24 protein-coding genes, 1 other RNA gene and 1 pseudogene are annotated in these 26313 nt (G+C 45.7%); all 26 read left to right on the top strand.

What is annotated here, in order from left to right; genetic code table 11:
* Positions 1-409 (top strand): M15 family metallopeptidase (locus QZ105_RS05500; protein ID WP_293728847.1); only part of this gene is annotated, 409 nt, incomplete at its 5' end.
* Between the two features lie 52 nt (positions 410-461).
* The gene (locus QZ105_RS05495; RefSeq protein ID WP_293728846.1) at positions 462-803 is read left to right on the top strand and encodes a YlbF family regulator; all 342 of its coding nucleotides are present in this window, start codon (positions 462-464) and stop codon (positions 801-803) included.
* Complete coding sequence (gene murB, locus QZ105_RS05490) at positions 803-1708, top strand: UDP-N-acetylmuramate dehydrogenase (protein ID WP_293728845.1); 906 nt, start codon at positions 803-805, stop codon at positions 1706-1708. Before QZ105_RS05495 ends, murB begins: the two co-directional genes overlap by 1 nt.
* A 17-nt stretch (positions 1709-1725) precedes the next feature.
* Positions 1726-2121, top strand: coding sequence for a hypothetical protein (locus tag QZ105_RS05485; RefSeq protein ID WP_293728844.1), 396 nt, complete (start codon positions 1726-1728; stop codon positions 2119-2121).
* 9 nt (positions 2122-2130) lie between these two features.
* Complete coding sequence (locus QZ105_RS05480) at positions 2131-2940, top strand: nitroreductase family protein (RefSeq protein WP_293728843.1); 810 nt, start codon at positions 2131-2133, stop codon at positions 2938-2940.
* Positions 2941-3149: 209 nt separating this feature from the next.
* The gene (locus QZ105_RS05475) at positions 3150-3500 is read left to right on the top strand and encodes a lipopolysaccharide assembly LapA domain-containing protein (protein WP_293728842.1); all 351 of its coding nucleotides are present in this window, start codon (positions 3150-3152) and stop codon (positions 3498-3500) included.
* Complete coding sequence (recJ, locus tag QZ105_RS05470; protein WP_293728841.1) at positions 3497-5839, top strand: single-stranded-DNA-specific exonuclease RecJ; 2343 nt, start codon at positions 3497-3499, stop codon at positions 5837-5839. Before QZ105_RS05475 ends, recJ begins: the two co-directional genes overlap by 4 nt.
* A 27-nt stretch (positions 5840-5866) precedes the next feature.
* Positions 5867-8107: a bifunctional (p)ppGpp synthetase/guanosine-3',5'-bis(diphosphate) 3'-pyrophosphohydrolase gene (locus QZ105_RS05465; RefSeq protein WP_293728840.1), complete on the top strand. Its 2241-nt coding sequence runs from the start codon at positions 5867-5869 to the stop codon at positions 8105-8107.
* Positions 8104-8553, top strand: coding sequence for a D-aminoacyl-tRNA deacylase (dtd, locus tag QZ105_RS05460; protein WP_293728839.1), 450 nt, complete (start codon positions 8104-8106; stop codon positions 8551-8553). Before QZ105_RS05465 ends, dtd begins: the two co-directional genes overlap by 4 nt.
* A gap of 25 nt (positions 8554-8578) precedes the next feature.
* A complete protein-coding gene (locus QZ105_RS05455) occupies positions 8579-9205 on the top strand; it encodes an MBL fold metallo-hydrolase (protein WP_293728838.1) in 627 nt (208 codons plus the stop codon).
* 3 nt (positions 9206-9208) lie between these two features.
* Positions 9209-10279, top strand: a complete 1071-nt coding sequence (locus QZ105_RS05450; RefSeq protein WP_293728837.1) for an AI-2E family transporter — start codon at positions 9209-9211, stop codon at positions 10277-10279.
* On the top strand, positions 10276-11709 hold the full coding sequence (gene hemZ / locus QZ105_RS05445; RefSeq protein ID WP_293728836.1) for a coproporphyrinogen dehydrogenase HemZ: 1434 nt from the start codon (positions 10276-10278) through the stop codon (positions 11707-11709). The genes QZ105_RS05450 and hemZ overlap by 4 nt, the downstream gene beginning before the upstream one ends.
* A 181-nt stretch (positions 11710-11890) precedes the next feature.
* Positions 11891-13150 (top strand): histidine--tRNA ligase, encoded by a 1260-nt coding sequence (gene hisS / locus QZ105_RS05440; protein WP_293728835.1) that lies wholly within the window; start codon positions 11891-11893, stop codon positions 13148-13150.
* A gap of 21 nt (positions 13151-13171) precedes the next feature.
* Positions 13172-14959, top strand: a complete 1788-nt coding sequence (gene aspS, locus QZ105_RS05435) for an aspartate--tRNA ligase (RefSeq protein WP_293728834.1) — start codon at positions 13172-13174, stop codon at positions 14957-14959.
* Positions 14960-15039: 80 nt separating this feature from the next.
* A non-coding RNA gene (gene ssrS / locus QZ105_RS05430) (6S RNA) lies at positions 15040-15224 on the top strand.
* 152 nt (positions 15225-15376) lie between these two features.
* Entirely contained in the window at positions 15377-16003 is a 627-nt protein-coding gene (locus QZ105_RS05425) for a DUF6088 family protein (protein WP_293728833.1), read from the top strand.
* A complete protein-coding gene (locus QZ105_RS05420; protein WP_293728832.1) occupies positions 15990-16898 on the top strand; it encodes a nucleotidyl transferase AbiEii/AbiGii toxin family protein in 909 nt (302 codons plus the stop codon). The genes QZ105_RS05425 and QZ105_RS05420 overlap by 14 nt, the downstream gene beginning before the upstream one ends.
* Before the next feature lie 69 nt (positions 16899-16967).
* Positions 16968-18257 (top strand): replication-associated recombination protein A, encoded by a 1290-nt coding sequence (locus QZ105_RS05415; RefSeq protein ID WP_293728831.1) that lies wholly within the window; start codon positions 16968-16970, stop codon positions 18255-18257.
* A gap of 367 nt (positions 18258-18624) precedes the next feature.
* Positions 18625-19251, top strand: coding sequence for a sugar transferase (locus tag QZ105_RS05410; RefSeq protein ID WP_293728830.1), 627 nt, complete (start codon positions 18625-18627; stop codon positions 19249-19251).
* Between the two features lie 2 nt (positions 19252-19253).
* Positions 19254-20081, top strand: coding sequence for a glycosyltransferase (locus tag QZ105_RS05405; protein WP_293728849.1), 828 nt, complete (start codon positions 19254-19256; stop codon positions 20079-20081).
* Positions 20082-20096: 15 nt separating this feature from the next.
* Positions 20097-21293, top strand: a complete 1197-nt coding sequence (locus QZ105_RS05400; protein ID WP_293728829.1) for a CDP-glycerol glycerophosphotransferase family protein — start codon at positions 20097-20099, stop codon at positions 21291-21293.
* 85 nt (positions 21294-21378) lie between these two features.
* Positions 21379-22500: an EpsG family protein gene (locus tag QZ105_RS05395; RefSeq protein ID WP_293728828.1), complete on the top strand. Its 1122-nt coding sequence runs from the start codon at positions 21379-21381 to the stop codon at positions 22498-22500.
* Positions 22488-23587 (top strand): annotated as a pseudogene (locus QZ105_RS10550) (acyltransferase). Before QZ105_RS05395 ends, QZ105_RS10550 begins: the two are co-directional and overlap by 13 nt.
* A gap of 56 nt (positions 23588-23643) precedes the next feature.
* Positions 23644-24885: an oligosaccharide flippase family protein gene (locus tag QZ105_RS05385; RefSeq protein ID WP_293728827.1), complete on the top strand. Its 1242-nt coding sequence runs from the start codon at positions 23644-23646 to the stop codon at positions 24883-24885.
* A 24-nt stretch (positions 24886-24909) separates the two neighbouring features.
* Positions 24910-25923, top strand: coding sequence for a UDP-glucose 4-epimerase GalE (gene galE / locus QZ105_RS05380; RefSeq protein WP_293728826.1), 1014 nt, complete (start codon positions 24910-24912; stop codon positions 25921-25923).
* Between the two features lie 9 nt (positions 25924-25932).
* Positions 25933-26313, top strand: a 381-nt coding sequence (locus QZ105_RS05375) for a hypothetical protein (protein WP_293728825.1), incomplete at its 3' end; no start/stop codon positions are given.

Here is a 26313-nt window from a genome sequence, read left to right as displayed (position 1 = left end):
CAAGGTGCAGCAGCATTTGGCTGCTTACGGCTACGGCCTGGTTCTGTGGGATGCTTACCGGCCCTGGTCTGTGAGCAAGCTGGCTCATTTGGCATTGCCTGCCGACCAGAAGCAAATGCTGGAGGATCCGGATACCAAGGGCAGTGTTCATAATACGGGCAACGCTGTGGACGTCGGCTTATATAAGCTGGATTCGGGCGAAACCGTGGAAATGATCAGCGATTTTGACGAGCCGTCAGTGCGCCAGTTCGCCAGCTATGCCGGAGGCACATCGCGCCAGCGCTATTTGCGCGTGCTGCTGCGGGACAGCATGGAGCTGTACGGTTTTAAGGGCATCGAGATGGAATGGTGGCATTTTGATTATCAGCCGTCTACCGCCTGGGCTCATTTGAATGTGCCTGTACAGTGAGGTGCCGAATTTAAAAAGAATACAACGAGATTATTTTACGAGGTGACAAATAATGAACGTATATGATAACGCTAACGAGTTGGCGAAAGCCATGCGCGAAAGCCACGAATTTAAAAAATTGAAGGAAGCAACCGCCGCTTTGGCTAAGGACGAAAACGCCAAGAAAATGGTGGACGAATTTCTGCAGCTGAATCAGGAGGCAGAAATCGCTAAATACCAGGGTAAGGAGCCCGCTAAGGAAACTACTGAAAAAATTCAGAAGCTGTACGGCGTACTTTCTTTAAACAGCGACGCTATGCAGTATCTTAATTCCTTTATGCGTTTTCAGATGATGCTGGCCGATATAACTAATTCTATTCAGGATGTGGTTAAGGAAGCAATGGGAGAAAAATAATGCCGGATTTGCAGAAGATTTTTGCAGGATGTACGCAAAAGCCCTTGCTGCTGGCGGAGCCGATGAGAAGGCATACCTCCTTTCGCATTGGCGGCCCTGCCGACGTCATGGCGCTGCCGCAGAACGAGAGCGAGCTGCAGGCTCTTCTGCTCAAGGCCCGGGCTTCCCAAACGCCGGTGACGTTGATTGGCAACGGCTCTAACCTGCTGGTGCGGGATAAGGGGATTCGCGGACTGGTCATTAAGCTGGGTAATATGCTGAACGACATAGAGGTCAAGGGCAGCAGCATTACCTTTGGCAGCGGCGTATCCTTGGCGCTGGCATCGAAAAAAGCTGCTTCGCTGGGCTTGAGCGGTCTGGAATTTGCCGTCGGCATTCCCGGCAGCATCGGCGGCGCGGTGTATATGAACGCCGGAGCCTATGACGGAGAAATGTCAAAGGTGGTTGCTGCGGTGCGCGTGATGAACGCGGCAGGGAAGCTTAAAGAGCTGAAGGCCGAGCAGCTGGACTTTGCCTACCGCCATACTGCCCTGCAGGGCAGCGGCTGGTTTGTAACGTCGGTTACGGTGGCCTTGCAGCCCGGCGAGCAGGAAGCAATAGACGCTAAAATGGCAGATTTCAGCCAGCGGCGCATCAGCAAGCAGCCCTTGGAGCTGCCCAGCGCCGGCAGTATGTTTAAGCGTCCGCCGGGATATTTTGCTGGTACACTGATCGAGCAGACAGGTTTGAAAGGCTATACCGTGGGCGGCGCGCAGGTGTCGCGCAAGCACGCGGGCTTTGTGGTCAATATTGGCGGCGCGACGGCTGCCGACGTTTTGCAGCTGATTGCCGACGTGCAGGAGGAGGTATATGCCGCTCATGGCGTGCGTTTGGAGCCTGAGGTTTTGGTTTTAGGCGAGGAGTAAAGCTAAGGAAGTAGGTTGTGACAGTGGAAGATTTAATGAACGACCAGGAATTGCACCGGCTTGGTTTGCAGGCTTTGGTACCCTGGCTGGAAGGACATAATTTTACTATTGATTTTATGCAGGAGGATAAGTATGTGGTACCGCATATTTTTGCTCTGAGCGGTAAAATTATGACGGTCATCGTAGCGGCTTCGGATATGTACCCCAACAGAGGCATTGTCAGCGAGGGCGATAAGGCCGCCGCGCTGAAGGTGGCGGGCGAGCTGCACGCTTTGTGCGCCGTGGCCTCCATCGGGCTGGTGAATATTGACGGGCTGGAAACCGGTGACAAGGAATTGATGAGCAAGCCTTTAAAGAGCGGTCATTATAAGGCTGATTTTCGCGGACTGGAATATATCCAATTTGAGGACTGAGGTGTTATTGTGGATTTGTTAAAGGTTGATACTGATAAATGCCTGCGCTGCGGCATTTGCGTGGACTGCTGTCCTTCCTGCATCCTGAATCTGGGTGAAAACGGGCCCGAGTGCCATTTTGACCGCGGCTGTATGAGCTGCGGCCAGTGCGTGGCTATTTGCCCTGTGGGCGCCTTGGATAATAAGTATGCGCCGCTGGCGGAGCAGCGCCCTGTGACCATGCCCGTGCTGAAGCCGGAAACGGCTTATGAGTTTTTGCGTATGCGCCGCAGCGTGCGTAATTTCAAACCCGTACCGCCCACTGACGAAGACCTTATGCGGCTGCTGGACGTAGCGCGTTACGCGCCTACGGCCGGTAATTCCCAGGGCTTGTACTACGTAGTTATCCGCGATGCGGAGAAGATTAAAGCTATTGCCGAGGCCGTAGCAAACTGGATGGAGGACGAGGTGGCCGCCGGTACGGAAAACAAGCGCTATTTTATGACGGTGCTGCGCGCTTACCGCGAGCGCGGGCAGGACATTATTGCCCGTCATGCGCCCTGTCTGGTATTCGCTTTGGCGCGCCGTTTGAACATTACCGGCGTCAGCAATGCGGAGCAGAGCTGGGCCTACGCCGAGCTGTTTGCGCCGACCATCGGCTTAGGCACGACAATCGCCGGTTTTATCCAAAGCTGCGGCATTGCAGGCTACCGGCCGCTGCTGGATTTGGTAGGCGTGCCTGCCAAGCAGAATATCGTGGGCACGCTGATGGTGGGATATCCTAAATATAAATACAAGCGGATGCCCGAACGCCAGCATTTAAAAATTGAATTCAGATAAGCTTTAAGGCAAAGCATAGATAGAGTCACGAACCAGAGTAACGCGGGTTGCTCTGGTTTTCTTTATATATAGATAGAAGTAAAATTTTTTGCATATGCTGTATTTGCATGTATACAACGATTTTTCACAATATCAGGCAGGAAAAATTTCTTCGCTGGCAGAATATTATCAGTTATAATAATCATTATTTTGCGAAGGAGCTGAGGAAAATGCCGATGTTGATTTTTGTTATTGTACTGAGTATCATAGTAGCTTTATTTGCCGTGCAGAACGCGATTGCAGTTTCCTTGAATTTTGTCTTTTGGAGCTTTACGTCTTCGCTGGTGCTGGTCATTTTAGGGTCGTTTTTGGTGGGCGTTTTGGTGGCTACCTGCTTTTTGCTGGCGATGAAGGCGCGTCATTATTTGCAGGATAAAAAGCTGCAGGAGCATATAACGGCGCTGCAAAGCGAGAAAAAACGTCTGGAGGAGCGCATCAATATGCTGCAGCATACGCAGAACCTGCATAAGGAAGCAGGCGCTGAAGCTGCGGCTAAAGCAAAAGCGGGAGCGGAGCAATGATTGCCAAGCAGCGTATTTGGGAAATACGCGATTATGATAAGCATAAGGCCGGCTGCCTGTCTGCTGAGCTGGGCGTTTCGCCGCTGGTGACGGGAATTTTGCTGGAACGGGGCTTAAACGACACCCAGTCCATGCGGGAATTTCTGTATGGCAGCGACGCGCCCTTTCATGATCCGTTCCTGCTGAAGGATATGGATAAAGTGGTGGCGCGTATCGAGCGCGCTATTGCCGCAGGCGAGCAGATTACCGTTTACGGCGATTACGATGTGGACGGCATTACGGCATCCTCTCTGCTGTATATTTATTTACGCGGCAGGGGAGCTAAGGCGGCTACCTACATTCCCCGGCGCAAAAGCGAGGGCTACGGCCTCAACGACGAAGCGCTGCAAAGCATTGCGAGCGGCGGCACGACGCTGGTGATTACGGTGGACTGCGGTATCAGCGGCCTGCATGAGGTGGAAAACGCACCCAAAAGTTTGGATATTATTATTACGGACCATCATACGGTGCCGGAGGTACTGCCTCCGGCCTACGCTATCGTGAATCCCAAGCAGAGCGATTGCCGTTATCCCTTTAAGGAGCTCAGCGGCGTGGGCGTGGCCTTTAAGCTGTGTCAGGCGCTGGAGCAGCAAAAGGACGGCTCGCTGCCTGCGTGGCAGGATTTGACGGAGCTGGCGGCTTTAGGAACCGTGGCAGATATCGTGCCCTTGGTGGGAGAAAACCGCGAGCTGGTGCGCCGGGGACTCAAGGCCATGGAAACGACGCGGCTGGTGGGCCTAAAGGCTTTGATTAAGGCCAGCGGCTGCCCGGAAAAGGGCATAGCAGCTGACAACATTGGCTTTGGCCTGGCGCCGCGGCTGAACGCCGTAGGTCGTTTGGAGCATGCCCAATCGGCCGTGGAGCTGTTGGTTACGGACGACCCGGCGAAGGCGGAGGCTATTGCTGCCGAGCTTAACCGGGAAAACGCTCTGCGTCAGGAAATCAGCCGTAAGATTATGGAGGAAGCGGAAGCGCAGCTGGCGCTGGAGGAACATATCGATACGGCCATAGTGCTGGCCAGCGAGGGCTGGCATCAGGGGGTTATCGGCATCGTAGCGTCGCGGCTCGTGGATAAATACCATTTGCCGACTATTCTTTTAAGCGTTGCCGGGGAGATGACCAAGGGTAGCTGCCGCAGTATACCGGCGCTGAATTTATACGAAGCCATTGCTGCGGAAAGCGATATTCTGACGCAATTCGGCGGGCATCATCAGGCGGCGGGCTTAACGCTGCCGACGGCGAAGGTGGACGAATTCCGCCGTCGCTTTAGGGAATATGTGCGTGCCCATCTGCAGCCGGAGGATTATCAGCCCCATCAGGTGGTGGACTGCGTAGTTCCCGGCCAAGGAGAGATAACCCTGCGCGATTTGCAGCAGCTGCAGCTTTTAGAGCCATGCGGCTGCGCCAATTTGACGCCAGTTTTTGCTTTTCAAAGCGCGCTGCTGCATAATCAAAGAGCCATGGGAAAGGAGCGCACCCATTTGCAGTTTACCTTGGATAAGGGGGATTTTTCCTATCGCTGCGTAATGTGGAACAATGCCGAGTTGCTGCCCTTTTTATTTGATAATATGATTGCCGACGTGGCCTTTCAGCCTAAAATCAACGTCTGGAATAATGAAATCAGCGTGCAGCTGCATGCGGTGAGCATCAGGCAGCAGCTGACCATAGGCGACCTGCGCGCCAGCCGCGAGGATAAATATGCTTTGCTGGCGGCGTTGGCCCGCGTGTATCCGCGGCTGACGGTATACACGGAGCAGCCGCAGAAACTGGCCGAGGCTTGGGAAGAGAAGCGGCAGGGCTTGCTGACCTATTTAACGGTGCGGCCTTATTCTGCCTGTAAGGAGCAAAGCGGCGGCATAGCGGCTTTTGTGGATTTGCCTGCGGTGGAGCTGCGGCAGCTGTGTCAGGCTTTAAGCCGTCAGAACGTAAGCACCGTGTTACTGCTGTTTCAGCAGCAGGATTTGGACGCGGCTTTAGCGAAGCTGGCGCTGGAGCATCCCAATCGGGACGGTATGGCGGCGGCCTATAAGGCGGTTATGGAAGCACTGCGCACTGACGGACAGCTGAATGTGGAATATTTGTTACAAAAACACCGTTGTATTAGCAGGAACGCTATAAAAATTATGGCGGAGCTTGGCTTTATTACCCTGAATGATGGTATAATAAAAAAAGGTGTTATTAAGCGCTGCCAGCTGGAGGATTCACCCCTTTACGCAGCCCTGCAGCAGGAGCGGCAGCGTTTGGAAGCTGTTTATAGAGAAAATTTACGTCTGAGCCAGTACGAGCTGCTGCGCGGCTGACGTTGAAGGATAGGAGTGGGGAGAGGAATGCCCTCAACAGGAATTATTACCGATGTAGACGAATTATTTGCGAAGATAGAGGCGTATCTGAGCCCGGAGCAGACGGCTTTTGTCCGCAAGGCTTATGAGCTGGCGGCTGACGCGCACAAAACCCAGGTGCGCAAATCCGGCGAACCATATATCATTCATCCCATAGGCGTGGTCAGCATTCTCGTGGGCCTGCAGATGGATGAAACGACGCTGGCGGCTGCGTTTCTGCACGACGTTGTCGAGGATACTGATTATACGCTGGACGATTTGAAGGAGCGCTTCGGCGTAGTGGTAGCCAATTTGGTGGACGGCGTTACCAAGCTGGGCAAGATAGAATATATTTCCAAGGAAGACCGGCAGATAGAAAACTACCGCAAAATGTTTTTGGCCATGGCCCGCGATATTCGCGTGGTTTTGATTAAGCTGGCCGACCGCCTGCACAATATGCGCACCATGAAGTTCATGCCCGTGCATAAGCAGCAGTCCATTTCGCGGGAAACGCTGGAAATTTACACGCCTTTGGCGCACCGTCTGGGCATTTACACCATCAAATGGGAATTGGAGGACTTGGCGTTCCGCTATATGGAGCCGGAAATCTACTATGATTTGATGGAGCAGGTAAAGATTAAGCGCCGCGAGCGCGAAGCCATGATTAACGACGCCATGGAAACCTTGAAGAAGGCTTTGGAAAAGGCCGGTATTCGCTGCGAGATTCAGGGGCGTCCCAAGAATTTTTACAGCATCCATAAAAAGATGCTGCGCGACCATAAGCAGTTGAACGAAATTTATGATTTGCTGGCTATCCGCGTGCTGGTGGATACGGTTACAGACTGCTACGGCACTCTGGGCATTGTGCATAGCATGTGGAAGCCCATTCCGGGTCGCTTTAAGGATTATGTGGCCGTGCCTAAGTCCAATATGTACCAGTCGCTGCATACTACGGTGCTCAGCTCCGGCGGGCAGCCGTTGGAAATTCAAATCCGTACCTTTGAGATGCACCGCATTAGCGAGTACGGTATCGCCGCGCACTGGCGCTATAAGGAAAGCGGCGGCAGCAAGCCTGCTGCCGGCGGCGACAAGGGCTTCGACGCCAAGCTGTCCTGGCTGCGCCAGCTGTTGGAATGGCACAATGATATGAACGATTCCCGTGATTTCGTCAACACGGTAAAAATGGATATTTTCGCTGACGAGGTCTTTGTCTTTACGCCCCGCGGCGACGTTATCGACCTGCCCGTGGGCAGCGTGCCCATCGACTTTGCCTACCGCATTCATACGGACGTGGGCAACCGCTGCGTAGGCGCGAAGGTCAACGGCCGCATTGTGCCCTTAGATTACCAGCTGAAAAACGGCGATATTGTAGAGGTTATTACCTCCAAGCAGTCCAGCGGCCCCAGCCGCGACTGGATCAATATTGTCGGCTCCAGCGATACCCGCAACAAGATTAAAAACTGGTTTAAGAAGGAACGCCGTGAGGAAAATATCCTCAAGGGCCGCGAAATGCTGGAGCGCGAGGTTAAACGCTTGGGCTACGACATTAAGGTGCTGATGACGCCGGAGAAGCTGAAGGCCGTAGGCAATAAGCTGCGTATCGATACGGACGAAAACCTGCTGGCAACGCTGGGCTACGGCGGCGTAACGCTGAACACCGTTATGTCCAAGCTGGTGGATTTGTATAAAAAGGAGCAAAAGCTGGAAACCACCAAGGATTTGGCGCAGGTTTTGGCGGAGCTGAAGCCGCGTAAATCCAAGGCTAAATCCAGCCACGGCATTTTGGTCAAGGGCGAGGAGGGCATTATGGTTAAGCTGGCCCGATGCTGCAACCCGATTCCCGGCGACCCTGTTATCGGCTATATTACCCGCGGCAGCGGCATATCCGTACACCGTGCGGATTGCCCTAACGTGCTGTCCAATAATCCCGACGAGCAGCGCCGCTTAATCGAGGTTTCCTGGGATGTGGGCATCGACGACGTTTACAAGGTTAATATTATGATAACCTCTCAGGACCGCCCCGGCATGATGAGCGATATTATGAATATCACCAGCGAGGCGAAGCTGAATATTTTCTCCCTGAGCTGCCATACGGATAAAAATAAAACGGCGACCACCCACATGGGTCTGGATATTACCAGCCTGGAGCAGCTGGAATACGTGATGAACCGCATTCGCCGCATGAAGGGAGTCTATAACGTAGAGCGCGTAGTTTCCACGGCCAACGTCGGAGGAGGTAAGCGCAAATGAGAGCGGTAGTACAGCGTGTAGACCGCGCCAGCGTTACGGTGGACGGGCAGCTTACCGGTAAGGTAGAGCGTGGCCTGCTGGTGCTTTTAGGCGTGGCCGAAGGCGATACGGAAAAGGATTTGCATTATATCGTGGACAAGGTGTGCGGCCTGCGCATTTTCGAGGACGCCGGGGGCAAAATGAATCTGTCGGTGCAGGATATCGGCGGTTCGCTGCTGGCGGTGTCCCAGTTTACGCTGTGCGGCGACTGCCGCAAGGGCAAGCGGCCTTCCTTTGATAAAGCGGCTAAGCCGGATACAGCCAACGTCTTCTACGAGCAGTTTGTGGAGCAGTGCCGCGTCAAAGGTCTGCTGGTGGCAACAGGTGTGTTCCGCGCTCATATGCTGGTGGAGCTGGTGAATAACGGGCCGGTGACTATTTTATTGGATTCAACCAAGATTCTTTAGGTATTTGATATACAGGAGGCATGGCATGAAAATATACGGAGCAGAGGTAGGTATGCTGGCTACCAATTGCTATTTTGCGGTCAACGAGGAACTGTGCGAGGGCGTTATTGTGGACCCCGGCGCAGACTGCGACGCTATTTTACGCATGGCGGAGCAGGCGAAGGCGAAAATTACAGCTATTTTGCTGACGCATGGTCATAGCGACCATATCGGCGCTTTAAACGAGCTGCGCAAAGCTACGGGCGCGCCGGTATATATCAGCGCAGGCGACGAGCCCTGCCTTGCAAAAGCCGACGTTAATTTATCTTTTTTCATTGGTTACTCTATTCAGTGCGAGCCTCCTGAGCATATTGTAAAAGACGGCGATGTGCTGGAACTGGCAGGCATGCAGTTCAAGGTGCTGGCTACGCCAGGCCATACCAAGGGCGGCGTTTGCTATTATCTGGAGGCGGGCGGCGTAATGTTCGCAGGCGATACTATTTTTTGCGAATCCATCGGCCGTACCGATTTACCCGGCGGCAGCTATAAGGAGCTGCTGCAATCCATTAAGAGTAAAATTCTCGTTTTAAGCGACGATGTTAAGCTGCTGCCCGGCCACGGGCCGTCTACTACAGTTGGCTGGGAGCGCCGCAGAAATCCGTTCCTGCAATAATTGATGATGTTTAAATATTGGTCGCAAGTAAAGCAAAGTACAATTTTTAAATTGGCCGTTACGGCGGGCGTGTCCTATGTGCTGTATCTGTTGGGCGGGTTTATGCTGCCGGTTTGGCTGGCGGTGGGCCTGGCCTTTGCGCTGTACCCCTTGGTCAACGCTATTTCGCAGGTGCGCATGGCTCATGGCATGATCAAGCTGTCGTGGGCGGTGGCGATTATTCTGGCGCTGCTGGCGTTTGGCATTTTCTTTGTTATCGTCATCGCTTTTATCGTGCTGCCGCTTTTTGGACAGATGAACGAATTTCTGCTGAAGCTGCCGCAGCTTGCCGCTAAGTCCAACATCCAGAGTCTGGATACGCTTTTGCGCGACCCGACGCGCATACCCATGCTGCCCTCCAGCTTCGATATGCTGGTGGACAGCCTGATTAACTGGGCCATGGGCTTCGTGAGTATGGTGCTGCGCAATTTGCTGCAAAGCAGTCTGGATATTGTGCAGAATTTAATCGGCATGATTATCGTGCCCTTTCTGGCTTTCTATTTTTTGAAGGATTGGCGTGTGCTGCGGGAAATGATAATCAACCTGTTTAATTACGACGCTCAGCCCAAGGCCGCTCACGTTATCGATGAAATTGGCCGCACGCTGAGCGCCTATGTGCGCGGCTTGTTTAAGCTGAGCCTGATTTCCGGCTTTGTAATTACCGTTGGCACGGCGCTTTTGGGCGTGGAATTTCCTTTGGTGTTGGGCTTTTGGGCCATTCTGGCCGAGACCGTACCGGTCGTCGGCTCGCTGATGGGCGCAGTCCCGGCTATTTTTATCGCCTATGGGCAAAGCCCGACGGCGGCGCTGCATGTGGCGATTTTTTACGCTGTGTACTATCAGCTGGACGCCAATTATATTCTGCCCAAGATTATGGGACAGAAGATTGACCTGCATCCTGTGCTGGTTATTGCCAGCCTGCTGATTGGCGCTAAGCTGTTCGGCATTTTGGGTATGGTTTTCGCCGTGCCGGTGGCGGCTGTTTACCGGGTGCTGTACAAGGAGCTGTGGCATGCGGAGGAAGACCGTCCATGAATAATAATCAATTAAGCTTTAGCCTGCGGCATGATCTGCCGTGGGAGATAACGCGGCCCGTGTGCGACATGGCCGCGTTCTTTGACTATAAGCCGTCGGAGCGGGGGGAGGCGCTGCTGACGCTGACGCAGACGGCCTCCGGCGTAACTGCCGTGCTGGAGGAAGCGAGACGGCGCGTTACGGCAGATGCGGCTGGCGGGCTTACCAGCGGCGAAGCGGCGCGCTGCGTCAAGCTGGCAGTGCTGCAAGCCTTCGGTGAGCTGACGGGCAGGCAGCCCCAGCTGCCTTGGGGCATTTTGACCGGCGTGCGCCCGGGTAAGCTGGCCCATAAGCTGCTGGACGAGGGCGTGAGCGCCGCTTCGCTGCCCGAGTTTTTGAAGCGACACTATCTGCTGCCGGAGGCGCAGGGCAGCCTGCTGCGGGATATTGCCGTCAGGCAAAAGGCGCTGCTGCCCGACGCATCGCGCTTACAGGACGCAGGTATCTACATCGGCGTGCCCTATTGCCCGTCACGGTGCAGCTATTGCTCGTTTCCGGCGGGAATTGTGCCGCAGGACGAAGAATCTCAGCAAAACTTTGTAAATTTGATTGAACAAGATATCCAAAATGTGGTACAATTACTAAGTATGCATAGTTTATCCCTGCGCTCGCTGTATATCGGCGGCGGCACGCCTACCAGTCTGGGTGAAAAAGCCTTCGGCAGATTGCTGCGGGCTGCGTCGCGTTTGCTGGCAGGAACCGGCGTCAGCGAATTTACCGTGGAGGCGGGGAGGCCGGACTGCTTTAGTCCAGGCAAATTAGCCGCTATGGAGGCGGCGGGGGGGAACCGCATCAGCGTGAATCCCCAAACCTTTCACGACAGAACCTTAAAGCTCATTGGCCGCCGTCATACGGTGGATGATTTTTACCGGGCTTATGATTTAGTGCGTAAAAGCGCGATTCCTGTTGTGAATATGGATTTGATTATCGGCTTGCCACAGGAAAGCGAGGCTGATATCGCCTACAGTCTGGAGCAGGCAAAAGGCTTAGCCCCGGAAAATTTGACCGTACATACGCTGACGTTAAAGCGCAGCGCGCCGCTCTTTGGTTCTGCTATGACGCTGGACGCCGGTGCGGCGTCGCGAATGGTGGAGCGGGGCAGAAGCATTGCGCAAGCAATGGGCTTAGCGCCCTATTATTTGTACCGGCAGCATTATATGCTGGGGCATTTGGCCAATATTGGCTACGCCAAGCCGGGTACGGAAAGCGTTTATAACATTCAGATGATGGAGGAGCGTCATCCCGTCATAGGCATCGGCCCTGCATCGGCCAGCAAAGCGCCCTTGGCGGACGGGCATCACCTGCGCAAGCTGAATATGCCGAAGAATGTGGCGACCTATGCCAAAAGCCTGCCGGAGCTGTGCCGCAAGCGGGCGGCGTTGTTTGAGTGATAATATTTAAGCTCCCCCCAGTCATTTTGCTGCGCAAAATGCCAGCCCCCTCAAAGATGGGGCAAAATATTTAGTATATATTTGACCTTTTTCCTTCCTCTTAGAGGAAGGTGTCTGCGAGCTTACAAGCGAGCAGACGGAAGGAGTTTTTATAGAATAAAGTATATAAGGAGGCAACGACATGCTGACCACAGCCCCCAGAGGTACGAAGGATATTATGCCTTCTGACGTTAGCGCATGGCGTTATCTGGAAGAAACCATGCGGCGGATCTGTGCCCAATATGGCTACAAGGAAATCAGAACTCCTGTGTTTGAGCATACAGAGCTGTTCCAACGCGGTATCGGCGATACTACCGATGTTGTAGAAAAAGAAATGTACACCTTTACGGATAGAGGAAACCGCAGCATTACGCTGCGCCCGGAAAATACCGCTTCCGCCGTGCGCGCCTATGTTGAGCATAAGCTGAGCAAGGACGATGCGGCGGCTAAATTGTATTACATGGGCCCCATGTTCCGTTACGACCGTCCGCAGGCCGGACGTTTGCGCGAATTTCATCAGTTTGGCGTGGAGGCGCTGGGCGTTACAGGGCCCAATGTGGACGCGGAGATTATCCTTTTGGCGGTACAGGTGCTGCAATCCCTGGGCTTGCAGGACTTGAAGCTGAAAATAAATTCCGTAGGCTGCCCTAAATGCCGTCCGCTGCACAGAGAAAAGCTGCAGGCTTTCTTTAAGCCGCATCTGGAGGAGCTGTGCCACGATTGTCAGGGACGCTTTGAGCGCAACCCTCTGCGCTTGCTGGACTGCAAAAACTCGCACTGCCACGAGCTTGGCGTGGGCGCTCCCAGTTTGGAGGAATGCTTGTGCGACGAATGTAAGGCGCATTTTGCAGGCTTGAAGGAGCTGCTTACTGCCGCAGGTGTGGATTACGAGGTGGACCCCAATCTGGTGCGCGGCCTTGATTACTACACTAAAACCGCTTTTGAAATTCAGTACGCTCCCATGGGCGCGCAGAGCGCCGTTTGCGGCGGCGGCCGTTACGACGGCTTAGTGAAGGAAATCAGCGGCGACGAAGAACGCCCCGGCATTGGCTTTGCCATGGGTATGGAGCGCGTGCTGCTGGCGTTGGAAAAGCAAAAGCTTTTGCCGGCCTTTGACGAAGGCATCGACGTTTACGTTGTCTGCCCTAAAAAAGAAAGCTTTACCTTGGCCTTTAAAACGACCATCGAGCTGCGCCGCGCAGGGCTGAAGGCCGAATACGACTTTAACGGCCGCAGCATGAAGGCGCAGATGAAGCAGGCCAATAAATTCCAGGCTAAATACGTTTTAATTTTTGGCGAGGACGAAGCTGCTCGCGGCAATGTTACCGTGCGTAATATGGCCGACAGCCAGCAGCAGGAAATCGCTGTAAATGATATTATCAAATTCTTTCAGGATAAATAATTAGAGTAGAGGTGCTAAAAGATGATTAATGAAAAACGCAGCCACCATTGCGGTGAGCTGGGCAAGGAGCAGGCTGGCCAGCAGGTTGTACTGTGCGGCTGGGTTGCTAAAAGACGCGACCATGGCGGATTGATTTTTATTGACCTGCGCGACCGCAGCGGCGTTGTTCAGGTTGTGGCAGACCCCGATTCCGCAGGCAGCAGCTTTAAAACTGCCGAGGATATCCGCAACGAATATGTAATCAAGGTTATCGGCAGCGTGCGTCTGCGCGACGAAGCAACCATTAACGAAAACATTGCTACCGGTACTATCGAAGTGCTGGCCCGTGAAATCGAAGTGCTGAACAGCGCTAAAACTCCTCCGTTCTATATTAAGGACGGCATTGACACCGACGAAAACCTGCGTTTGAAATATCGTTATCTGGATTTGCGCCGTCCGGAAATGCAGCGCAATATGATTCTGCGCCACAAGGTTGCCAAGCTGATGCGCGATTATTTGGACGACAATCATTTCCTGGAGATTGAAACTCCCATGCTGTGCAAATCCACGCCGGAGGGCGCTCGCGATTATCTGGTTCCCAGCCGCGTAAACCCCGGTAAATTCTATGCGCTGCCTCAATCTCCGCAAATCTTTAAGCAGCTGCTGATGGTAGCAGGCATGGAGCGTTACTTCCAAATCGCCCGCTGCTTCCGCGACGAGGACCTGCGCGCTGACCGCCAGCCGGAATTTACCCAGCTGGATATGGAAATGTCCTTCATGGACGTGGATGAGATTCTGGCTTTGATGGAAGGCTTAATCCATCACATTTTCAAGGGCGCGCTGGGCAAGGATATCGAAATTCCCTTCCACCGCCTGACCTGGGACGAGGCTATGGACCGCTTCGGCAGCGACAAGCCCGACCTGCGTTTCGGCATGGAGCTGGTAAATATGGCTGATGTTGTTAAGAATGCTGACTTTACTGTATTCCGTTCTGTTATCGAAAACGGCGGTCAAGTTAAGGCTATCAATGTAAAAGGCTATGCTAATATTCCTCGCCGTGAAGCTGATCATCTGAAAGATTTTGTTGCTATTTATGGCGCTAAGGGATTGGCTTATATTCAATACTTAGCAGATGGCACTGTTAAATCTCCTATTGCCAAATTCTTTACTCAAGAGCAAATGGACGCTATACTGGCAACTGCCAAGGCTGAGCCCGGCGATCTGCTGTTCTTCGTAGCAGATAAGCCCTCTGTAGTAGCTGCTGCCTTGGGCGCACTGCGTATTGAAATGGCTAAACGTCTCAACTTGATCAATCCTGACGAGCTGGCGTTCACCTGGGTAGTAGACTTCCCCATGTTCGAATATAATGAAGAAGAAAAACGCTACGTGGCTATGCACCATCCGTTCACAGCTCCCCGCGACGAGGATTTGCCGTTGCTCTTGACCGACCCCGGCAAGGTATACGCTAAGGCTTACGATATGGTGCTCAATGGTACGGAAATTGGCGGCGGTTCTATCCGTATTCATCGCCGCGACGTACAAAAGAAGGTCTTTGCGGCTATCGGCCTGACAGACGAGGAAGCCCAAGAGAAATTTGGCTTTATGATGAACGCCTTTGAGTACGGCGCTCCGCCTCACGGAGGACTGGCCTTTGGTCTGGATCGTTTGATCATGATTATGGCTCAGCGCGATTCTATCCGCGACGTAATCGCCTTCCCGAAAACTCAAAGCGCTTCCGATCTGATGACCCAGGCTCCTAATGACGTAGACGAAAAACAGCTGCGCGAGCTGCACATCAAAACTTCTCTGCTGATGAAGAAAGAGAAATAAGAAAGCCTTGAAAAACTCCGCTGTTTTTGATATTATATTTATGTCAAAGAAATACTGAGACAACTAAAAACAGACAAATTATACCCCTGCGATGTTCGTTACATTGCTCCACAGGTTTTGAGCCAACACTCTTACCTAGGGAACCTGATACTTCTTCCTTCAAAAACAAGCCTCCTTTAGAGTGGACTTTTGCGATGGGAGAGAAGGTACCCACCTGCACATGCAGGTTCAAAACATGGAGTTAGGACGGCATTGTGGGGATTAATTTTAATTATGTAATAAATCTTGGCATCTGAACCTGAAAATTTAGATTCTGAGATTTATTTTTTTGTAAAAACTTGTATTTGAGCGCTACTTGATGGTATAATACAAAAAAGAAGATATATACTTCTCTTTTGTATAAAGGAGGTGTAAATCATGTTGTATGAATATATTAAAGCTAACTATGCTCCTAATGAGCCTATTTTGAGTAATGAGCTGCAAAAATATCCTTATAAAAGCACATCGTTGCGTCAAGAGTTAAAATCACTTACAGATAAAGGGCTGCTGCGCCGTTATGATAGAGGAATTTATTATCTTCCTAAAATGACTATTTTTAATATTGAAGCTGTCCCTAGCCGGAATAGTATCATAGAAAAGAAGTATCTAAAACAAGATAATGAAAATATAGGGTATGTTAGCGGCTTAGGATTAGCTAATCAATTAGGCTTAACATCTCAAGTAGCCTCTGTCGTTGAAATAGTAACTAATAAAGCAACAAAGGAATATAAAGAATTATCGATAGGAAATGTTACTGTTATTATGCGTAAGCCTAAAATTACCATTGATTCTACAAATTATCAGGTTTTGCAGTTTTTGGATCTTATAAAAGATATAAATGCTTTTTTGGAGATATCAAAAAAAGAGGCTAAAGAAAAGATGCTGCTGTATATACAAAAAACAGGATTGCTTTTTTCGACGATAGAAAAATATTTAAAGTACTATCCGCCTATAGTTTATAAAAATCTCTATGAAATGGGGTTCTTCATCAATGCTTATTCATAATAATAGAGAAGAATTTCAGGAGTTAATATCCGTAATATCTAAAGAAAAGGGGATAGAAGAATGGATTGTTGAAAAAGATTATTATGTTACTATTATTTTAAAATATTTGACACAAGCATTGCCTGATTTAGTGTTTAAGGGAGGTACTTCCTTATCTAAGTGTTATAGAATTATTTCCCGCTTTTCAGAGGATATTGATTTAACGACATATGCTAAACCAACAGAAGGGCAGAAACGAAATATAAAAAGTAGGATTCTGGCTATAATACAGGAGCTGAATTTAAAGCTTGACAATCCTGACGATATTTTGAGCAGAAGAAACTATAATAAATACATTATAAAATATAAATCTGTTATTCCAAATGAAAATGATTTTATCGAGTCGCAGATTATACTGGAAACAGTTTATAAAACAATTGCCTTTCCAGTGGTGCAGATGCCTGTAAATAATATAATAGGAGATTACTTATCCGAAAAGAATCTTCCTTTTATTGAGAATTATCAACTAGAGCCTTTTGTAATGCCCGTTCAGGAACTTAGCAGAACCTTTGCCGATAAGATTTTTGCAATTTGTGATTATTATCTTGCTGCAAAGGAAATCAGGAATTCCAGGCATATATATGATATTTATATGCTTTTACCGGCTATTTCTTTAAATGAGCAATTTAGAGCATTGGTAGTTAACATAAGGGAAAATAGAGCCGTTTCGCCAGTTTGCTATTCAGCTAAGGCCGGGCAAAATCCGAATCAAATATTGAAAAATATAATTTCTGAAAGATTTTATGAACATGATTATAATAATATAACCAAAAAACTTCTTTTAGAAGATGTGTCATATAATCAGGCTGTACAAGCTTTAGAGAAAGTGATTGAAAGTAAAGCGTTTGAATTTTGATTGCTCGTATAATTTGTGTTAATGAAATAATAAGCGGTAGACATGGTATAAAAACTACAGGTGATAAATATGCAGGATTTATTTGGTAATCTTTTTGCAGAAGAACATAGACAAACCAAGCCTTTGGCCGACAGGATGCGGCCGCAGCAGCTTGGCGATTTCGTGGGGCAGGAAAAGGCCGTAGGGCAGGGCAGCCCGCTGCGGCGCATGATCGAGCGGGATATGCTGCAGTCCGTGCTTTTCTACGGGCCGCCGGGCACGGGCAAGACGACGCTGGCGCAGGTTATTGCCCATGTAACGGGAGAGCAGTTTGTATCCATCAACGCCGTTGCCAGCGGCGTGCCAGAGCTGCGCAAGCTTATCGCCAAAGCGCAGGAGGAGCAGCGCCGCGGCTTAGGCCGTACCATCGTCTTTATCGACGAGATACATCGCTTTAACAAAGCGCAGCAGGACGTATTGCTGCCCTATGTGGAAAACGGCACCATCGTGCTTATTGGAGCAACGACGGAAAACCCCTTCTTTGAAATAAATTCGCCCCTTTTATCACGTATGAAGGTGGTGCGCTTGGAAAAACTGCAGCCCCAGCATTTAGTGCAGATTTTACAGCGTGCTATTGCCGACGAGGAGCGTGGTTTTGGCAGCAGCTTTACTGCTGAGCCAGAAGCGCTGCAGATTATTGCCGATTTTGCCGCCGGCGATGCGCGGGGCGCGCTGAATATTTTGGAGCAGGCTGAGTTCATGCTGCCGGAAGCAGGCCAGCGCGTACTGACGGTGGAGGTACTGCGCAGCGTTATCGGCACGGCTATGCAGCGGTACGATAAGAAGGGCGACCAGCATTACGATATCATCAGCGCCTTTATTAAAAGTATGCGCGGTAGCGACGCCGACGCAGCGCTGCATTATTTGGCGCGCATGATTGAAGGCGGCGAGGATTTGCGATTTATTGCCCGCCGTATCGTTATTTGCGCTGCTGAGGACGTAGGGCTTGCCGATCCTATGGCGTTAGTGGTGGCCAACGCAGCGGCACAGGCAGCAGATTTCGTTGGCTTTCCCGAAGCGCAGATACCTTTAGCCGAGGCGGTATGCTATATTGCCAATGCGCCTAAGAGCAATACGGCTTATATGGGGATTGCCAATGCCCGCAGCGATGTGCGGCATGGTAATTGCGGCAGCGTGCCCAAGCATTTGCGGGATGCTCACTATCCGGGGGCTAAGTCGTTAGGCCATGGCTTAGATTATAAATATCCACATAATTTCCCAGGCGGTTGGGTAGCGCAGCAGTATTTGCCGGACGAGCTGGCAGGCAAGCGGTACTATATTCCCAGCGGCAATGGGCAGGATACAGGCCGCAAAAAATAGAATACAGAAGATATTATAAGCAGCTGTTGGATTAGCTTCAGCAGCAGCTTTTTTACAGGTTAATAGCAGTTGTCGGAAGAAATCCGGCAGCTGCTATTTTTTGCGCAAAAATAGCTATTGTACGGGGTTAGGCGCGGCGATTACGCAGTTGCTGGCGGGGGATTCCCGTAAGCGCGTTAGCGCTCAAATAAAATCCGCTCAATGCGGATTTTAGCTTGACTGGGGGGGACAAGGGATTATAATATACATGATATGATTTTGGATATTCATAGAATTAATTTGAATATCCAAAATCAGGATAAGAGAAATAAATAGAGTGGCTACTGCAAATGAGGGAATATTTTAGGGATGGGTGTGTTGGCAGTTGATGGGGAAGCAGTTGGATAGTTGGCTGAAGGCTGTGTTTGATTACGCTTTGACGGCAGTGGGGACGATTTGCATCAGCCCACTGTTGGTTTATGTGGCGTACAGGATAAAGAAGGAAGACCCGGGACCGGTGTTTTTTGCGCATACGCGTATTGGTAAGGATGGGAAACCCTTTCCTTGCTATAAATTTCGCAGTATGGTGACTAATTCGCAGGAGATGCTGCAAAAATATTTGGCAGAAAATCCTGCGGCGCGGGAAGAATGGGAGCGAGACTTTAAGCTAAAGGATGACCCTCGCGTTACGCCGATTGGCAAGGTACTGCGGCGTACAAGCTTAGACGAGCTGCCGCAGATATTCAACGTACTGAGGGGAGAAATGAGCCTTGTCGGCCCGCGTCCTGTTGTTCAGGAAGAACTGGATAAGTATTATGGCGAGACTGCTAAATTGTACTGCACCGTTAAGCCGGGGATTACCGGGCTGTGGCAGGTAAGCGGCAGGAGCGATTTGGGTTATGACGAACGTGTTGCGCTGGATGCGGCTTATATCAAAAACAGAAGCCTGTGGGGCGACATTATTATTTTGTGGAAAACCATTGGTGTTGTGCTGATGAAGAAGGGTGCGTATTGAGTATGAAACAAAAATTTTCTGTACTTCTATCATTATACAAAAATGAGAAGCCAGAATATTTGCGGCAATCATTAGAAAGTATATTAAATCAAACAGTATTACCAGATGAAATTGTACTTGTTAAAGATGGATTGTTGAGTGATGATTTAGAAAATGTTTTGTGTGAATATGATCACAAATCTAATTTATTTAGATTTGTGCAATTTAGGGAAAATAGAGGGTTGGGATTGGCTTTGAGAGATGGGGTAATTGCTTGTCAAAATGAATTAATAGCTAGAATGGATACTGATGATATTTGTAATCCGGAAAGATTTGAGAAGCAAGTGGAATTCTTTGAGAGGTATCCAAATATTACATTATTAGGAAGTTGGATAACTGAATTTTCTCATGATGCAAATAATCCAGATACAATTACCAAATTGCCGTGCCTGCATGAAGAAATTGTTTCATATGCTAAAAAAAGAAATCCATTTAGGCATATGACAGTCATGTTTAAGAAAAGTGCTGTTTTGACAAGCGGTAATTATAGAGATTTTTTGTGGTTTGAAGATTATGATCTATGGGTGCGACTACTTCAAAATGGATATAGGACTGCTAATATACCAGAGGTTTTGGTTAATGTTAGAGCTGACGACGATATGTTTTCTAGACGTGGTGGAAACGCCTATTTGAAACAAGAAATAAAATTTATGATATTTTTGAATAGAATTAGTTTTTTATCAAAAATAGAAATGTTTAATAATATTTTAATAAGAACAATAATAAGGTTATGCCCAAATAGTTTGAGAAAAATATTTTACATTAGCTTTTTAAGAAAAAAATTAAAATAACAAGGAGCTTATTTAATGAATGCATTTATTAATAGAGTACGACATGTAAAACTTGCAGATATTCTTCAAGGGTGGAAATTAATAGTTAGTATTATTCCTGCTCTTATATATAGAATTTTTGAAAATGATTTATGGATTGTATGTGAAGATCCAAATGAAGCTAGAGATAATGGTTATTGGATGTTTAAGTATATAAAAGAACATCATCCTGAGCAAAAATGCATATATGCTATTAAATCTAGCTCTCCTGATTATAAAAAAGTTGTAGAGTTGGGTGAAACTGTAGAATATGGATCTTTGAAGCACTGGATATTATATTTAGCTTCATCCAAAAAAATAAGTAGCCAAAAGGCTGGTAATCCTAATGCACCTATTTTTTTTGTCCTTGAGGTATACGGTTTTTTAAAAAATAAAAGGATATTTCTTCAACACGGGATAACAATTAACGATGGAAAATGGTTGTATTATAATGTAACTAAAATAAGAATGTTTATTTGTGGAGCTTATCCAGAATATGAGTATATATTACAAAAATTTGGATATCCTAAAGAAAATGTATTTTATACAGGATTTTGCAGATTTGATGGATTACATAATTATAGTAAATCAGAAAATATTATTCTAATTATGCCTACTTGGAGAGAATGGATACAGCCAGGAGATTATAGATTAAAAAAATATGAGGGGACTACCGTTGTACAAAATACTAATTATTTTATGACATGGACAGACTTTATTAAAGACAGACGAATTAAAATATTTGCTGAAAAATATGGTGTTAAATTTATATTTTTCCCACATAGAAATATGCAAAAATATTTACAATATTTTCCTTTGTCTAATGAATATATAAAAATTGCTAGTGCTAATCAATTTGATGTACAGGATCTGATGAAACGTGCGTCATTAATGATTACAGATTACTCTAGTGTATCTTTTGATATGATATATATGAAAAAACCTGTAATATATTACCAGTTTGATTATCAACAATATAGAGATTGTCAGTATGCTGAAGGATATTTTAACTATAAGAATAATCCATTTGCTAGAAGTTTTAAAAATAAAGAAAAAATATTTTATGAATTAGAAAAATATATTAAAAATAATTTTAGTGTTAGTGGAAAATATATAAAATCACATAAAGAGTATTTCAAAATTTACGATTCCAAAAATTGTGAACGTATATATAATGTAATAAAGGAAATATGATTAATTTTAATAATAAGAAGAAATTTATTATAGAATAAAGTTCGACGGTATCAGTATACTTATAAGTATAATGAGGTTAATGAATATGGTATATTTATTATTTGCTTTTTTAATTATGGTATTATCTTTTTTTTGTTGTACTTATAACAAATATTTTAATCAAGTACAACGAAAGATAATGTGGTTTTGCTTTATCTTAATTATAGCGTTTCTATGTTCAATGATTGATCCTAGAATCAATTATGATTTAGCTCGATACTATATTGATTTAGATATTATTAGAGGATCTCATGTAGAGTTAGGAGAGTTTGTTCTAGGAGATATTATTATAACAGATGATAATTATCGATTTACTTATACCCATAATTTTATTTCTTATGTCATTTCTCATTATTTTCCTAAACAAGCACTGCCATTTTTTACTATTAGCTTTTGTTATGGTTGTATGGCCTATATATTTGAAGATATACATGAAAATGAAAAAGTGTATAATTGGAAAATTGCGATGGTAATATTAATTGCGATAACTACATTACCGTTAGTATATGTATATTCTAATATAAGAACAGCTATGGCAATGAGTATTATGGGTCTAAATATATATAGAATAATATATAAAAATGAAAACATATTATGCTTTATTGTTATGAGTTTGATTGCTGCTACTATACATCCAGTGGCTTTAGCTATTATTCCATTTTTATTTTTATCTAGGTTAAGGCTTCCTAAAATAGGAATTTTATTTATATCTATAGTACCATTTATTGTTAATTATGTTATGGAAATATTTCAGTATTCAGATAATTTATATCTTAAGTATATTGGAATAAAATATTATAATTATGTTTTTGTTGAGATTTATTCTCAGGGAATTTTTTTCTATTATAGTGAATTGCTCATGACAATAGCTGTTTTATGCATTATATTGTTTGTGGATTATAAAGAGAAGGAAGAAAATATAAAACACATAAAAATGAAAAATATAATTACATGGTATTGTGTATTTATACTTTCTTGTGCTCAAAGTTATCAATTAATATTAAGATTACCTTTTTTATTTGGTGTTCTTTCTCCAATAATATTAAAAAATATTGTATTGCTTCATGAATTCGGACATTGGAAGAGGAATTTAAATATATATATTGTATTAGCTATTATAAGCTTATCTTTGGTTGCTATTGCTCAGAATTTTAGATGGTTAATTTGAAAGGCATTATATTGATGAAAAGAGATTCGAATATAGAATTATTAAGAATATTAGCTATACTTATGATTATAGCTAGCCATTTTAGTCTTCATGGTATATTTAGATCAACTCAATTTCAAAATAATTTAATTGTAGCTGATTTTTTTAATCAATTTATAGCAGCATCATTAATTTTAGGAGATGTTGGAGTAGGTATTTTCTTTACTATTACAGGGTATTTTTATAGTTGTAAAGAAAAGATAATGCTTAATAAGAAGATAATTGCAGCGATTATTTCATATAGCGTTTTGAATGTAGTGATTATATTTTTATTTGGATTTAATGTATTACCTACCTTAAGTAATAAAGAATTAGTGAAGTATATACTAAAAATGCTTTTAATGCCGATAACTTCTAGTACATGGTGGTTTGCTTCTGCTTATATTTATTTGATTGTTTTGATCTCTCCTCTGGTTAATTCTAGAATAAAAAATACTAGTAAAAAAGGTTATTATATATTAGTTGTTTTAATGCTTTTTTTATGTATATATCAAACATATTGAACAATTCTGTGCATGGTGTGATTAAAGCATTAACATATTATCTTATTGGAGGATACATCAGGAGATATTTTGACTATGAATTAAAAAAATATTTACTTGTAATCTTTGGCATAACAATTACGCTTTTGTTACATTGTGTAATTATGTATTATAGTTATTTTTCAAATCATATTTTTATAAAAATATTGGGAAGCTTTATGTATAATATTTTTGTTTGTCCTGTGATGGTTATGACGATATTTATTTTTTTTAAAAATATTTTTATATTAAAGGAGAGAAATGTAGATTTCATTAATCTTATAGCAGATACAACATTTGGCATATATTTGCTTCATGATTCTCCTTTCGTAAGGCCGTTATTATGGAGTAAAGTCATTCCAGCAATAGATTTATATAAATCTAATATATTTCCTTTATATGCATTGGTATCTATACTTGTTGTATTTGCTTTTTCATCTGTGTTTAATATATTGTATAAATATATATTGGAGAAAAGAGTAATTAGTATTGTCGATAATTGTGTAGTGTATATAAAAAAATGGTAAGATGATCGTGTGCCAAATATTTTGTCTGTGATAGCAATGAAGGGGTTGGGTATTAAGTGGATAGAATCTTTTTAAAAAATTCATTGTGTTTATATTTATTATCTTTTACTAAGTTAATTGTGCCTTTTTTAACACTACCTTATCTTACTAGAGTTTTATCTGTTGATTGTTATGGAACTATAGCATATGTAAAATCATTAATGGGTTATGTTCAATTGATAATTGATTTTGGCTTTTTATTGTCAGTTACAAAGGCAATTACTGAGTTAAAAAAAGCAAATGATTGGTATAGGATATCTACTATAGTTATTACTACGACATTTACAAGAATATTTTTAGGTACAGTTAGCTTGTTTATTATATGTATGTTGACAGCAGTTATACCAATATTAAAGAATAATTTGCTATATGTTATCTTAATCTTCATAAGTGTTTTTATAACGATATTTTGGATGGATTTTTTATTTCGAGGAATTGAGCAGATGAAAATTTTATCCTTTCGGTTTTTCGTTTCTAAAATAATAGCTACTATTTTGATTTTTTGTCTGATAAAAAGTGATGAAGATTTAGTTCTCATGGGTGTTATAGAAATATTAGGTTCACTAATTGCTGCTGGTTGTTCGATGATTGAAATAGTAAAATTAAAATTGCAATTTATCATACCATCATTTAAGCAATGTTTACATATATTATTTGATTCTTTATCTTATTTTATGTCAAACTTTTCTACTACTGCATTTACATTGATGGTGACATTTCTTGCTGGCTTATATTTAGATTCTAGTAATGTTGCATTTTGGAGCTTAGCATTACAAATCGTAGTCGGTATTCAATCATTTTATACCCCTATTTTAGATGCATTATATCCTGCAATGATTAGAGAATTTAGATTTGCGTTAATTAAAAAAGTATTAAATATAGTAATGCCTGTAATCATAATTGGGTGTGTTTTTATTTATTTTTTTGGAGGAGACATTATAAAAGTAATTGCTGGTGAGAGGTATCTTGTTAGCGCTCACATATTAAATTATCTTATACCTCTTTTAATAATAAGCTTTCCAGCAATGTTATTTGGTTGGCCTGTATTAGGGGCATTAGGTATGATAAAAGAGGTAACTTGGACTCTTATTGTTTCCTCATTACTTCAAATATTTTTACTTATTATATTAATTAAAATAGATAAATTTAACTTTTATTACATTGCAGTATGTCGATGTTTAGTAGAAATGTTTTTACTGTTTTCTAGAGTAACTTGTTTCTATATGAATAAACGATTAAACACTAACAACCTACTCTAATATTTAATTGATGGAGGAATTACTATGAATATTTTACTTGCAGGCGGCGCCGGTTATATTGGCTCCCATACCGCCGTGGAATTATTAAGTGCCGGGCATGACGTAGTTATCGTGGATGATTACAGCAACAGCTGTCCGGAGGCTTTAAAGCGTGTGGAGCAGATTACAGGCAAGTCTTTTGTATCCTACGAAGCTGACATTAAGGATAAAAAGGCCGTGAGCCAGATTTTTTACCAGAATAATATCGACTGTGTGATTCATTTTGCCGGTCTGAAGGCTGTGGGCGAATCTGTGCGGCAGCCTGTGCGGTACTACCGTAACAATATCGATACTACCTTGACTTTGCTGGAATGCATGCAGGAGGCCGGCGTAAAAAATATCGTTTTTTCTTCTTCCGCGACTGTTTATGGCGAGGATAACCCGATGCCGTGCGTGGAAACCATGAAGCGGGGCTGCTGCACTAATCCCTACGGCTGGACTAAGTACATGGTGGAGCAGATTTTGGAGGACGCGGCTTTTGCCGACGCCGGTTTAAGCGTGATTCTGCTGCGGTATTTTAATCCTGTGGGCGCTCATGCATCCGGGCTGATAGGCGAGGACCCGCAGGGCATTCCTAATAATCTGATGCCATATGTTTCGCAGGTGGCCATTGGCAAACGGGACTGCCTTACCGTTTTTGGCGGCGATTACGCTACGCCGGACGGGACGTGCAGGCGTGATTTTATTCACGTAATGGATTTGGCTAATGCGCATTTGAAGGCTATCGAGTATGCGGTGCAGCGCAAGGGCGTGGATATTTTTAATATTGGCACGGGTACGCCTTACAGCGTCTTGGATATTATCAAGGCCTTTGAAGCTGCTGCTGGCGTAAGGATAAAGTACGAAATTGGCGCGCGGCGGGCAGGGGATTTGCCGGAATGCTGGGCCAATGCGGACAAGGCCGCCAGGGTATTGGGCTGGCGCGCCCAAAGGGATTTGGCCGCTATGTGCCGGGACGCCTGGAAGTGGCAGAGTATGAATCCAGAGGGCTACAGGTAGGGGATAAGTATGAGTATTGATGTTTTGAAAGAAAAAATTGGCAATTTGCAGCAGAATAATAGGCTTGTCATTCTGCGCAGCTGCGGGAGCGATTATCAGAATACCTTGATGCGTGAGCTGACGGATGGCTGCAACCTGGTGGATCTTTCGCTGCCTAATCTGCGCCTGCAGGCAGAGCAGAACCCGCAGCTTTTTGCTGATGGCCTGCGCTTGCCTGCCTTTCTGGCCGGCTTGCAGTATGCGCCGTTTCTGCTGCCTGCGCTGCTGAACAGCGGTCTGCCACTGGGACAAATACTTGCCAGCTGTTCGCAGAGCTATTATTTAGAGGAGCTGAGTGCGCAGGGGCCTTACGGCAGCGTGTCTTTTATGGAGCTGCCTATGCAGGCTGGC

It is taken from the genome of uncultured Phascolarctobacterium sp. (assembly GCF_905212365.1).
Taxonomy (GTDB): Bacteria; Bacillota; Negativicutes; order Acidaminococcales; family Acidaminococcaceae; genus Phascolarctobacterium_A.
Note: the sequence above shows the minus strand (reverse complement) of the source record. Positions and strands in the feature narration are given on the sequence as shown.